At 66.2% G+C, this 11945-nt stretch carries 16 protein-coding genes and 1 tRNA gene; 2 read left to right on the forward strand and 15 right to left on the reverse strand.

From position 1 onward, the window contains the following. The 3 genes from ABZD10_RS08510 to ABZD10_RS08520 all read right to left on the reverse strand — a co-directional run. Positions 1-475 (reverse strand): lysophospholipid acyltransferase family protein (locus ABZD10_RS08510; RefSeq protein WP_372885802.1); only part of this gene is annotated, 475 nt, incomplete at its 3' end. After that, positions 472-1242, reverse strand: a complete 771-nt coding sequence (locus tag ABZD10_RS08515; protein ID WP_372885803.1) for a GNAT family N-acetyltransferase — start codon at positions 1240-1242, stop codon at positions 472-474. The genes ABZD10_RS08515 and ABZD10_RS08510, both read right to left, overlap by 4 nt. Before the next feature lie 132 nt (positions 1243-1374). Beyond that, positions 1375-1554, reverse strand: coding sequence for a DUF3553 domain-containing protein (locus ABZD10_RS08520; RefSeq protein WP_372885804.1), 180 nt, complete (start codon positions 1552-1554; stop codon positions 1375-1377). Positions 1555-1583: 29 nt separating this feature from the next. On the opposite strand from ABZD10_RS08520, the gene ABZD10_RS08525 reads away from it, so the two are divergent. Continuing rightward, the gene (locus tag ABZD10_RS08525) at positions 1584-2171 is read left to right on the forward strand and encodes a histidine phosphotransferase family protein (protein WP_372885806.1); all 588 of its coding nucleotides are present in this window, start codon (positions 1584-1586) and stop codon (positions 2169-2171) included. 16 nt (positions 2172-2187) lie between these two features. On the opposite strand, the gene ABZD10_RS08530 is transcribed toward ABZD10_RS08525, so the two are convergent. From ABZD10_RS08530 to ABZD10_RS08585, 12 genes are all read right to left on the reverse strand, one after another. Continuing rightward, complete coding sequence (locus ABZD10_RS08530) at positions 2188-3453, reverse strand: glutamate-5-semialdehyde dehydrogenase (RefSeq protein ID WP_372885808.1); 1266 nt, start codon at positions 3451-3453, stop codon at positions 2188-2190. 70 nt (positions 3454-3523) lie between these two features. Next, on the reverse strand, positions 3524-4630 hold the full coding sequence (proB, locus tag ABZD10_RS08535) for a glutamate 5-kinase (RefSeq protein ID WP_372885809.1): 1107 nt from the start codon (positions 4628-4630) through the stop codon (positions 3524-3526). Then, positions 4618-5655, reverse strand: coding sequence for a GTPase ObgE (gene obgE, locus ABZD10_RS08540; protein WP_372885810.1), 1038 nt, complete (start codon positions 5653-5655; stop codon positions 4618-4620). The genes proB and obgE overlap by 13 nt, the downstream gene beginning before the upstream one ends. Then, a complete protein-coding gene (locus tag ABZD10_RS08545) occupies positions 5642-6184 on the reverse strand; it encodes a GNAT family N-acetyltransferase (RefSeq protein WP_372885811.1) in 543 nt (180 codons plus the stop codon). The genes obgE and ABZD10_RS08545 overlap by 14 nt, the downstream gene beginning before the upstream one ends. Further along, entirely contained in the window at positions 6184-6726 is a 543-nt protein-coding gene (locus ABZD10_RS08550) for a GNAT family N-acetyltransferase (RefSeq protein WP_372885813.1), read from the reverse strand. The genes ABZD10_RS08545 and ABZD10_RS08550 overlap by 1 nt, the downstream gene beginning before the upstream one ends. Positions 6727-6740: 14 nt before the next feature. Then, positions 6741-7334: a LysE family translocator gene (locus ABZD10_RS08555; protein WP_372885814.1), complete on the reverse strand. Its 594-nt coding sequence runs from the start codon at positions 7332-7334 to the stop codon at positions 6741-6743. A gap of 86 nt (positions 7335-7420) precedes the next feature. Beyond that, the gene (gene rpmA, locus ABZD10_RS08560; protein WP_127112085.1) at positions 7421-7690 is read right to left on the reverse strand and encodes a 50S ribosomal protein L27; all 270 of its coding nucleotides are present in this window, start codon (positions 7688-7690) and stop codon (positions 7421-7423) included. A 23-nt stretch (positions 7691-7713) separates the two neighbouring features. Beyond that, positions 7714-8262 (reverse strand): 50S ribosomal protein L21, encoded by a 549-nt coding sequence (gene rplU, locus ABZD10_RS08565; RefSeq protein ID WP_372885816.1) that lies wholly within the window; start codon positions 8260-8262, stop codon positions 7714-7716. Between the two features lie 247 nt (positions 8263-8509). Further along, positions 8510-9127 (reverse strand): class I SAM-dependent methyltransferase, encoded by a 618-nt coding sequence (locus ABZD10_RS08570; protein ID WP_372885817.1) that lies wholly within the window; start codon positions 9125-9127, stop codon positions 8510-8512. A 1-nt stretch (position 9128) separates the two neighbouring features. Beyond that, a complete protein-coding gene (locus tag ABZD10_RS08575; protein ID WP_372885818.1) occupies positions 9129-9917 on the reverse strand; it encodes a phosphatidylcholine/phosphatidylserine synthase in 789 nt (262 codons plus the stop codon). Beyond that, positions 9917-10600, reverse strand: coding sequence for a phosphatidylserine decarboxylase (locus ABZD10_RS08580; RefSeq protein ID WP_372885820.1), 684 nt, complete (start codon positions 10598-10600; stop codon positions 9917-9919). Before ABZD10_RS08580 ends, ABZD10_RS08575 begins: the two co-directional genes overlap by 1 nt. Before the next feature lie 143 nt (positions 10601-10743). Beyond that, complete coding sequence (locus tag ABZD10_RS08585; RefSeq protein WP_372885821.1) at positions 10744-11610, reverse strand: DUF2059 domain-containing protein; 867 nt, start codon at positions 11608-11610, stop codon at positions 10744-10746. A gap of 245 nt (positions 11611-11855) precedes the next feature. On the opposite strand from ABZD10_RS08585, the gene ABZD10_RS08590 reads away from it, so the two are divergent. Beyond that, positions 11856-11945 (forward strand) — tRNA-Ser (locus tag ABZD10_RS08590).

Genomic DNA, 11945 nt, shown 5'->3' on the forward strand with positions numbered 1-11945 from the left:
CCGCCAGCAGCCGTTCCTCGAACAGCGCCTTCTGGGCCCGCGCCTCTTTCGGGTCGCGCTTGATGAACACCGTGCCGGTGGCCCGCGCCAGCCAGCCGATGCCCGGCCAGGCCGCCACTTCGGCCTTGGAGACGAAATAGACCCGCTTGCGGGCATTGAGGGCAAAGATGTCGAGCCACGAAGAATGATTGGCCACCACCGCGCCGCGCCGGGTCATCAGGTCGCCCCGGATGTCGAGCCGGATGCGCAGCACCACGAAGGCGCTGCGGCAGACGCTCTGGGTGATATAGGGCGTCCAGGGGCGGTGAAGACCGAACAGGGGACGCTCGATCAGGCGCAGCGCAAGCAACAGGCCGAGGCCGCTGAACACGATGGTGCCGAGGACCGTGCCGCGCCAGGCCACGCGCAGCCATCCGGCTGCCGTGATCGGGTGTTCAGCAGGTTCGTCCTGCTTGCTGCGCCAGGTTGAACTCACGACCCTATCCCCTTGGTATAAATCGTTTTTTGCTTTTCATTCATCCGCGCCACATCGAGGATCAGACAGACATCGGTGGTGTTGAAAGCATGGTCCACGAAGGCGCCCTCGCCGACGTAGCCGCCAAGCCGCAGATAGGCCTTGATCAGCGCCGGCACGGCGCGCATCGCCCGGCGGCGGTCGATCTCGGCCTCGGGGATCAGGTCCATCGGCTGGAACGGCCTCTGGCGGGCCCGCACCCGCAGCGGCCCGGGCGCCAGGTGGCGGTGGTGCAGCAGCGACAGGGCCTCGGCGAATTCCTGCGAGTCTGCGCCATGGAACGAGGCGACGCCGAACAGGATTTCTATTTCGTTTTCAAGGATGTATTCCGCCAAGCCGCTCCAGAGCACGAACATGGCCGAGCCGCCGCGATAGTCCGGGTGCAGACAGCTTCGCCCCAATTCCAGCAGTTTTCGCCCCGAGGATTTCAGCGCCCCGAGGTCGTATTCGTCCTCGGAATAGAACTGCCCTGCAGCCGCGGCCCCCTGCGCGTTCAGCAGGCGATAGACGCCGACCACCCGGTCAAGCGGATCCGCCTGCAGCGCCTCGTCGATCAGGATCAGATGTTCGAAATGGGCATCGAACCGGTCCTTTTCCAGCCGGTTCGCATCGTCGACCATGGCCCCGTGCCCGCCGAGCTCTTCGACGAAGACCCGGTAGCGCAGCCGCTGCGCCGCCATGATGTCCTCGGGCGAGCGCGCCAGTCTGAGCGTGAATTTCGGGTCCATTCGGCTGCGATGTCCAAGGCGGTGTCTGTTGGCGCCACTCTTAGTGCCGCACCGGCATTTTGGCAACAACCGGGCAGCGGGGGTGACGCGAAGACACAATCTCAGGTTGCGTTACGGCGTCGATCCACTACCCTAATCGAAAACCGGCTCGAGAAGGACGCGAAACCCGTTGATCACCACCTTGCCCTGTTCGCGGAAGTTCACCGAGATCTTGCCGTTGATGTTGGACTGCACCTGCCCGGTGCCCCAGTCGGGCTGCTCGGGGTGGCGCACCAGCATGCCGGGTTGCAGAAATGCGTTCAAGTCTTCCATCGGGGGCCTGTCAGTTGCGGGAGCGGATATTGGCACAGGATAAACCGGATTTCTCGGCATTGGTAGGGTCGCGCATCTGTCACGACCTGATCAGCCCGATCGGCGCCATCGGCAACGGTCTTGAGTTGATGCGCCTGACCGGACAGGGCGACACGCCGGAAATCGCGCTGATTTCCGCCAGCGCCGGCGATGCCAGCGCCCGGATCCGGTTCTACCGCATCGCCTTCGGACAGGGCGGGCGCGGGCAGAAGGTCGCCAACGGCGAATTGCGCCCCCTTCTTGCCGCCCTCTCGGAAGGGGCGCGGGTGCGGCTGCGCTGCCAGCATGACGGCGACGTCGCGCGGGACGAACTCAGGGCGGTGTTCCTGGCGATGATGTGCGTCGAAAGCGCCCTGCCCCGTGGCGGCACGGTGACGATGCGCGCCAGCGGCGGACGCTGGGTGATCGCCGCCGCAGACTGCCCGGCACCGCCGAAACCCTGGGCCGAGCTTGCCGGCGAGGGGCTGACTCCGGGCCCCGGACAGGTCGAGTTCGCGCTGCTGCCGCAGGTGGTCGCCGACCTCGGGCGGCAGTTGAGCATCGCGCAGCCCGAGGGCGGGCTGGAGATTTCGTTCTGATCGGCGGCGCGGCCGGTCAGCCGCGCACCGTGCCGTCGCCCTCGACCAGATATTTGAAACTGGTCAGCTGCGCCGCCCCCACCGGGCCCCGGGCATGCATCTTGCCGGTGGCGATGCCGATCTCGGCGCCCATGCCGAACTCGCCGCCATCGGCGAACTGGGTCGAGGCATTGCGCATCAGGATGGCGCTGTCGACACGTTCGAAGAATCGCGCCGCGGCGGCGTCATCCTCGGTGAGGATGCAATCGGTGTGGTCGGACCCATACTGGCGGATATGGGCGATGGCGCCGTCGATGTCCTCGACCACGCGGGCGGCGATATCCATGTCGAGATATTCGCGGCCCCAGTCGGCCTCGGTGGCGGCAACCGTGCCCGCGATGTGCTGCAAAGCCTCATCGGCGTGCACCCGCACCCCGGCCGCCAGCAGCGCCTCGATCACCGATTTGCCGAGCCCCTCGACGAGGTCGCGATGCACCAGCAGGCATTCCGCCGCGCCGCAGATGCCGGTGCGCCGGGTCTTGGCGTTCAGCACCACGTCGAGCGCCTTCTGCGCATCGGCGGCCCGGTCGAGATAGACATGCACGATGCCTTCGAGATGGGCAAAGACCGGCACCCGCGCCTCGCGCTGCACCAGCCCGACCAGCCCCTTGCCGCCGCGCGGCACGATGACGTCGACCGTGTCGACCATGGTCAGGAGCGCCTGCACCGCGGCCCGGTCGCGGGTCGGCACCAGCTGGATCGCATGTTCGGGCAGCGCGGCGCTTTTCAGCCCCTCAACCAGACAGGCATGGATGGCGGCCGAGGAATGGAAGCTTTCCGAACCGCCGCGCAGGATCACCGCATTGCCGGACTTGAGGCAGAGCGCCCCGGCGTCGGCGGTGACGTTGGGCCGGCTTTCATAGATCACCCCGACCACGCCCAGGGGCGTGCGCACGCGTTTGATGTGCAGCCCGCTGGGGCGATCCCATTGTTCCAGCAATTCACCGACGGGATCGGGCTGTTCGGCCACCGCACGCAACCCGTCGACAATGCCGCGAATACGGGTTTCATCCAGCATCAGCCGGTCCATCATCGCCGCCGAGAGCCCCTTGTCGCGGCCGAATTCGAGATCCTTGGCATTGGCCTCGATGATCTCGGCGCGACGCGCCCAAACCGCATCGGCAGCCCCGATCAGGGCGGCGTGCTTGCGTTCGGCCGAGGCAAAGGCCAGCTCAGCGCTTGCAGCTTTGGCGTTGGCACCAATTTCAGCCATCAGGGCGGGGATATCTGCGATGTCTTTCATGCGCCTGGTCCTTTGCGAGTGCGGATGCCGCGGGATGCCTCCGGCGGAAGTATTTTTAGCAAGATGAAGCCTAGAGCGCCATATCATCCCGGTGAATCAAGGCGGTGCGGCCGGGATAGCCGAGCAGGGATTCGATCTGCGAGCTGTGGCAGCCCTTGATGCGGTCGGCCTCGGGCGCGGCATAGGCGACCAGCCCCTGGCCCAGCTTGTGGCCGTCGGGGCCGAGAATCGCCACCGGATCGCCGCGCGAGAAATCGCCGGCGACGCGGGTGACCCCGGCGCCGAGCAGGCTGTTGCCGCCCTTCAGGGCGCTGACGGCGCCGGCATCGACGGTGATCTCGCCCTGCGGTTTCATCGAGCCGATCCAGCGCTTGCGCGCCTGCTGCGGCGTGCCCTTGGCGGTGAACCAGGTGGCGTTGGCACCCTGTTCCAGCGCCTGTAGCGGGCGCTGGGTGCTGCCCTCGGTGATGACCATGGCGCAGCCGCCCATGGTGGCGGTCTTGGCGGCGAGAAGCTTGGTGATCATGCCGCCCTTGGACAGGCCCGAGGTGCCCTCGCCGGCCATGGCCTCGATCTCGGGGGTGATCTCGTCGATCACCTCATAACGCCGCGCATCCGGGTTGGTCATCGGGTTGTCGGAATAAAAGCCGTCGACATCCGACAGCAGCACCAGGAGATCGGCGCCGGTGGTCAGCGCCACCTGGGCCGCCAGCCGGTCGTTGTCGCCATAGCGGATCTCGTCGGTGGCGACGGTGTCGTTCTCGTTGACGATCGGCACCACGCCGAGGCCCAGAAGCTGCGCCATGGTGGCGCGCGAGTTGAGATAGCGGCGGCGGTTGGCGCTGTCTTCCAGGGTCACCAGCACCTGGGCGGTGGTGATACCATGCGGTGCCAGCACATCCTCGTAGGCGCGCGCCAGGCGGATCTGGCCGACGGCGGCGGCGGCCTGCGACTGTTCCAGCGGCAGGTCGCGGGCCTTGAGTTTCAGCACCCCGCGCCCGAGCGCGATCGAGCCCGAGGAGACCAGCACCACATCGGTGCCCCGGGCCTTCAGCAAGGCGACGTCGCGGGCCAGCCCGTGCAGCCAGTCGCGGCGCAGATCGCCGCTGGTGCGGTCGACCAGAAGCGCCGAGCCGATCTTGACCACGACGCGCCTGGCATCGCTCAGGGTTGCCATGCTTCGGGCTCCTCGGTGCCGCGTTTCTGGCGCAGGCGGTCGGCGTCGATCCGGGATCTCAGGGTGCGCAGCACCTCGGTCAGCCCCTCGTGGCTGACCCCGGACATCAGCATCACCTCGACGCCGGTGGCCTCGCGGATCTCGTCGCGGATGAAGGCGCGTTCCTCGTCGTCCAGCGTGTCGATCTTGTTGAGCACCGTGACCCGCGGCTTGTCGGCGAGGAAACCGCCGTAGTTCTCGATCTCGCGGATGATGGTCTGCATGTCTTCGACCGGCGAGCCGGAGGTGCCGTCGATCAGGTGCAGCAGCACCGCGCAGCGCTCGACATGGCCGAGGAAGAGATCGCCGAGGCCGCGCCCCTCGGAGGCGCCCTCGATCAGGCCGGGAATATCGGCGACGACGAATTCGACATTGTCGACCCCGACCACCCCGAGATTGGGATGCAGCGTGGTAAAGGGGTAATCGGCCACCTTGGGGCGCGCGTTCGAGGTCGCGGCGAGAAAGGTCGACTTGCCCGCATTGGGCAGGCCCAGAAGACCGACATCGGCGATCAGCTTGAGACGCAGCCACAGGGTGCGCTCGACCCCCGGCAGGCCGGGGTTGGCGCGGCGCGGCGCCTGGTTGGTCGAGGTTTTGAAATGCAGGTTGCCGAAGCCGCCGTTGCCGCCCTTGGCCAGCAGCACCCGCTGGCCGACCTCGGTCAGATCGGCAACCACCGTTTCCTGATCCTCGTCGAGGATCTCGGTGCCCACTGCCACCCGCAGCACGATGTCGTCGCCGGTCTTGCCGGTGCGTTGCTGGCCCATGCCGGGGCGGCCGTTCTCGGCGAAGAAATGCTGCTGGTAGCGGAAGTCGATCAGCGTGTTCAGCCCTTCGACCGCCTCGGCCCAGACATTGCCGCCATTGCCGCCGTCGCCGCCGTCGGGGCCGCCGTATTCGATGTATTTTTCGCGCCGGAAGGACACGCAGCCGCCGCCGCCGCTGCCCGAGCGGATGTAGACCTTGGCCAAATCAAGAAATTTCATCGTGCTGTGCCTTATGTGCCTGCCGTGTCAGCCGGTATACCCTGCTGGCCCCGGCTTCAACCCTTGCCGACGAGCGGCAGGTCGATTGCCCGGCCTCGACGAAGCCGGATTTCCGTAAAACCGCGCCCGAGGCGGGGTTGTCTTCAAGATGCTCGGCCGTCACCTCGGCAAGGTCGGAAAACCGGCCGAAGACGAAATCGAGCAGCGCCTCCAGCGCTTCGCTGGCATAGCCCCGGCCCCAGCAGTCGGGGGTCAGGAAAAAGGACAGCGCCGGCGGCCTGCCCTCGAGGCCGATGGCCCCGATCAGCCGGTTGTCGCTGTCGAAAACGCCAAAGCGGAAATCCGGCAGCCCGCGCCAAGCGCCGGCCGCGACCCAGGCCCGCACCGCGTCAAGGTGCCAGGGCAGCGGGATCGAGGCCATCATCCGCGCCACCTCGGGCCGGTTGCCGATCTGTTGCAGAGCGGCGAGGTCGACCTCGCGGAAGGGGCGCAGCGTCAGCCGCCCGGTGCTGAGCAAGAGACCGGCCATCAGCCGGTCAGCTTCAGCGAATAGGTCCAGGTCGGCACCGCCGCGTTGCGCGCCACCGAGAAGCTTTCGGCATCGCCGAGATACTGGAAGCCGCAGTTGGTCAGCACCCGCGCCGAGGCCGGGTTGTCCTGGAACACGGCGGCGAAGATCGTGTCGCTCTGCATCGGGTTGGCACCGATCAGCGCCCGCACCGCCTCGGAGGCGAGGCCGGTGTTCCAGAAGGCCGGCGCCACCCAGTAGCCAATCTCGACCTTGCCAAGGTCGACCCGTTTGAGCCCGATGATGCCCATGATCTCGGAGCCGCCCGCGGCGCTGCCGTCGATCGCCCAGACATCCTCGAGCCGGTCGTCGGCGCGGGCGCGGGCGATATAGGCCTCGACACTGCCCGGCGGCAGCGGATGCGGGATCGAACTGGTCATCCGGGCCACCGCCTCGTCGCCGGCATACATCTCGATCAGCCCCTGATCCGAGCGCCGCAGCGGGCGCAGCACGAAGCGCTCGGCCTCGACCACGGGCTGGTTCACGATCAAGTCGTGTTTCATTCTGCCTGTCCTCCTCAAAACAGTACCAGAAGAACCGAGGCCACGGTCAGCGCGGCCAGGGTTCGCATCAAATGAATTTCCGCCGGCCGCCCCGCGACCATACGCGCGATACGGTCTCCTCCCAAAGACCAGATCGGGTGAAAAATTGCCTGACAGGCAAGTAGACAGATGGCGATTGTCGCCGTCGCTTGCAAGGCCGGGGTGCCGGCGTCGACGAAGGTCGTGAAGCCGGTGACAATCATCGCCCAGGCCTTGGGGTTGAGCGGATGCACCGCCAGCCCGGCCAGGAAACCGGGCGCGCGCTCGAGCCGGGCCCCGCCGGGCGCCAGGCGCAGACGCGCCACCTTCCAGGCCAGCCAGCAGATATAGAACACCGAGAGCCATTTCAGCGCCTCGAACAGCCAGGGTGCCGTGTCGGCCAGCGACATCAGCCCGAAGCCTACCGGCCAGATCACCAGCTGCTTGCCCAGGGCCACCCCGGCAACGAAGGGCAGCGCCGCCGCAAAGCCGAAACGTGCGCCGGTGGCCAGCAGCGCCATGTTGGCCGGGCCCGGTGTCGCCACCTGGCTGACCGCGAAGGCGGTAAAACTGATCACTGCAACGCCCATTGCCGGGCTCCTTTGGCAAAATCCAAATAAAAAAGGGACCGGCCTCGCAGCCGGTCCCCAAAATGTCTCAAACCTTTCAGGTCGGCTTATTCAGCGGCCTCCGCCACTGGCAGAACCGAAATGAAGGTGCGGCCCTTGAGGCCCTTGTGGAACTTCACGTTGCCGTCGACGGTTGCAAAGATGGTGTGATCCTTGCCCATGCCAACGCCTTCGCCCGGCCACATCTTGGTGCCGCGCTGACGCAGGATAATGTTGCCGGGAACGACGACTTCGCCACCGTATTTCTTGACGCCAAGACGACGACCCGCTGAGTCGCGACCGTTGCGGGAGCTACCGCCAGCTTTTTTATGTGCCATATCGTTGGTCTCCTGTTCTCAGCTTACTTCGCCAGATCGGCAGCTTGCGCCACCCATTCGGGCTTTACCTTTACAGCATCAAAGCTGTCGACGTCCACGGCCGCCAGCTGGGCGAAAGTGGTGATGCCGGCATCAGCGAGCTTCTTGGCAGCGGCCGGGCCGACCCCGGTGATCGCGGTCAGATCGTCTGCTGCGGCCTCTGCGGCCGGTGCTGCGGCTTTCGGCGCGGCTTTGGCGGCGGCGGGCTTGGCGCTTGCGCCCGAGGCCAGGATCTCGGTGATCTTGACCAGGGTCAGCTTCTGGCGGTGGCCCACGGTGCGCTTGGACGAATGCTTACGACGGCGCTTGACGAACTTGATGACCTTGTCACCCTTGATCTGATCGATCACCTCGGCCTTGACGGCGGCGCCTTCGACCAGGGGCGCGCCGACGACGGTGGTTTCACCACCCAGCATCAGCACGTCGTTGAATTCCACGGTTTCGCCGGCGCCAGCTGCCAGTTTCTCGACGCGCAGAATGTCGCCCGCCTGAACCTTGTACTGTTTACCGCCGGTCTTGAGGACTGCGAACATGTCCTGTTTCCTTCGATTTTCCGCGTCCTGTGGCCCCCGGATCGGGTGTTGTGGCAAAGCCGCCTCGAACTGCGCGCCCCGTTGGGGCCGATGTTTCAACAAAACACGGCGCAAGGAGAGCCTTACGCCGGATGGGGGGCTTATCCGGTGAATGAGGGCGATAGTCAAGAGGCATTGTGGATTTCCGCCGAACCGCGGGCGGCCGCTCTGCCCTGCCCCCGTTGCCACCCCTGCCCCCGCGCGGGGGTCAGGCGGATTTCGACAGCACCAGAAAGGTCATCATGCCCAGCGGCGGCAGGGTGTCGGTTTCGCTGACCGACAGGCTGGGTTCGCCGAGCACGGTCTCGATCTCGAAATCCGAGTGCCAGCCGATGACATTGGCCAGCGGCGCCGAGAGTTTCCCCAGCAGCGCCAGCACGCCCTGGCTGCGCATGAAGTGATTGGTGATGATGACCTTGCCGCCGGGCTTCAGTACCCGCGCGATCTCGGACATGACGCGCTCGGGTTCGGGCACCACCGACAGCACATGCATCGCCGCCACCATGTCGAAGCTGGCATCGGGAAAATCCAGATCGCGGGCGTCCATCTGGCGCAGCTCTGCCACCTGTTTCAGCCCCAGCGAGGCCACCTTGACCTTGGCCTTGGCCAGCATCTGGGCGCTGAAATCAATGCCGGTGACCCGCAGGTGCGGCTGGTAGTGCTGAAGCGACAGGCCGGTGCCGACACCGACCTCGAGCACCGCACCCGATTGCGCATTGATATAGGCGACTGCGCGGCGGCGCGCGGCGCTTGTCATGGCGCCGAACGTCCTGTCATAGACCGGCGCCCAGCGGGCGTAGGAGCTTTGAACCGCCTCGATTTCCACGTTAGGCCCCTTTTTTCGCTCCGCCGCCCCGGTGCCTGCCGAAAGCCAGATGCCACAGCACCATGACCACATAAAGCAGGCAGAGAACCGCGAGGGTGATCCAGGCGTAGTAGAACAGGGCCGCGACGACGAAGGCAAAGGCCAGCAGGAAATATTTGACGTTGCCGCGCGAGACCCGGGTGGTCTTGAAGGACCAGGTCGGGATGCGGCTTATCATCAGCCAGCCGATCAGCATCACATAGGCGCAGATCACCAGGTCGGGCGGCAGTGTCACCTCGGGAAATCCGAAGACGACGAACATCGGGAACAGCACCAACAGCGCCCCCGCCGGCGAGGGCACCCCGGTGAAATAGGCGCCGCTCGGGGTCTGCGCCTCGTCTTCGCTGGCCGGGTCGATGTCGGCCTTGCTGCTGACATTGAACCGCGCCAGGCGCATGACGCAGCAGATGGTGAAGACCAGCACCGAAAGCCAGCCGAGGTTGCCCATGTCCTGCAGCGCCCAGAAATAGAGGATCAGCGGCGAGGCGACGCCGAAATTGAGAAAGTCGGCCAGCGAATCCAGCTCGGCGCCCATCTTGCTGTCGCTGTTCAGCAACCGGGCCATGCGCCCGTCGAGACCGTCGAGAATGCTGGCGACGACGATCAGCTGCACCGCGAGCACGAAGTTTTCCTGCACCGCGAAGCGGATCGCCGACAGGCCGGCGCAGATCGCGGCGATGGTCAGCATGTTGGGAATCAGCTGCACCAGTGTCAGCCGTTTGGTGGTCTTGCCCCGAGGACCGGCCCCCATCATGCGTCCTGCCGTGGATCTGGCTGCGGCAGTTCCGCCAGAACCGTTTCCCCGGCGATCATGGTCTGGCCGATCGCGACCATCGGTTCCACCCCGTCGGGCAGATAGACGTCGAGCCGCGAGCCGAAGCGGATCAGGCCAAAGCGTTCACCGGTCGCCATCTCGGCCCCCGGCTTGACGAAACAGACGATGCGCCGCGCCACCAGCCCGGCGATCTGCACCACCGCCAGATCGCGGCCGTCCTCCATCCGCAAGCGCAGGCTGTTGCGCTCGTTGTCGACGCTCGCCTTGTCCAGCGAGGCGTTGAAGAACTTGCCCGGACGGTAGGCGACGGCGGTGATCTCACCGGCGATCGGGGCGCGGTTGACGTGGCAGTTGAAGACGCTCATGAACACGCTGACCCGGGTCAGGGGCGCATCGGCCATGCCCAGTTCGGCTGGCGGCACCGCGGGTTCGATCAGCGACACCACGCCATCTGCCGGGCTGACGATCAGCCCCGGGCGCTCCGGTGTCACCCGCTCGGGGTCGCGGAAGAAGTAATAGCACCAGACGGTCAGGCCGACGCCGATCCAGCCCAGCACCGACCAGATCAGGAACAGCACCACCGTCACGGCGGCAAAGACCGCGACGAATTTGCGTCCTTCGGGGTGCATCGGTTTGATGAATGTGCCTAGCATGTTCATTGCAACGGGTCCTCGCAGCGATACCGTCGATCCTCATAAGGCCAACGGCCCCAAGTGCAAGCCTATTCTGACGCGCAGCGCGGCTGTGTCACGGCGCTGCATCAGGGTTCAGCGCCTGATGGGCCTCGCCGCCAAGACCCGCTTCACAGCTCCAGCTCGGGCTGCAGCGCCCCCAGTCGCGCTGCCAGCGCCTCGAACCGGTTGCTCATCACCTCGAAATGCACCGCGTTCATCAGCTCGTAAACCACCTGCATGTCGGGGTGTTCCAGCGCCTCGGCATAGGCCCTGAGCTCGGCCTCGGAGAAATCCTGATAGGTATAGGCGGCATTGGCCAGCCCGGCGGTGGCCAAGTCGCGGCGCAGCGCCGGCCGGCTTTCGCGCAGCATGGCGCGCAGCCCCTCCTCGTCGACCTTGAGCGTGATCACCTCGGCAAAGGCGGCCGCCAGAAGGAACCGCAGCTGCACTTCCTGCACCGCCTCGGGGCCGATGTCGTTGGGGTCGATGGCGTGGTTGAGACGCCTGAGCAGGTCGAGGCGCGGATCGGCGTCGCGCAGGTATTGCGCCACCAGGTCCTGCCCCAGCCCCGACTTGTCGGCATCCTCGGCGAAATGGGCGCTGTTTTCCGCCGCCACCAGCCGCTGGCCGAGGTCGCTGGCGTAGAAACGCTCGGCATGGTTCAGAAAGGCGTCGTCGAGGGTCGCCTCGAGAATCGTGACCGCCCGGTTGCGCATGGTCTCGGCATCAAAGACCTGCCGCGCCGCCAGCCGCCAGCCGGCACCGAAATCCGCCGCCTCGAGGCCCAGCATCTCGGGGGCGTTCTCGGCCGAAAGCGCGATCGATTCGATGGCGACGTCGAATCCGGTGGTCTCGAGAAAGCCCTCGATCCGGGGCCGGTCGGCGGCAAGCGAGGGGCCGGCAAGGGCCAGCCAGAGCAGCGCAGCCCAAAGCAGAGCACACCTGGGCAGCGCACCGGGGCGCAGAAGCAGCCGTTTTGAAAGCCAAGAGGTCATGCGATCCACCGCGTGAGAAGGGTTGGCGCCAGACTAGCACCAGAGCCCCCGCCCCCGGAAGCACCCGGCGCGACAAAGTTTCGTGACCTTGTCGCGGGCGCGGCGGGCACCGGCATCGCCCGGCAGATAAGGGGCCCATGGGCCCCCGGTCCGGGGATGGCGCAAAAAACATTTCACAAACCGCACGCTGCCCTCTTGCGCCCACCGGAAAACCCCATTAAACGCCCCCTCACCAAGACCCCCGCGGAGAGGTGCCGGAGTGGTCGAACGGGGCGGTCTCGAAAACCGTTGTCCCTTCACGGGGACCCAGGGTTCGAATCCCTGTCTCTCCGCCA

The organism is Shimia sp., assembly GCF_041624275.1.
In the GTDB taxonomy this organism is placed as follows: Bacteria; Pseudomonadota; Alphaproteobacteria; order Rhodobacterales; family Rhodobacteraceae; genus Shimia.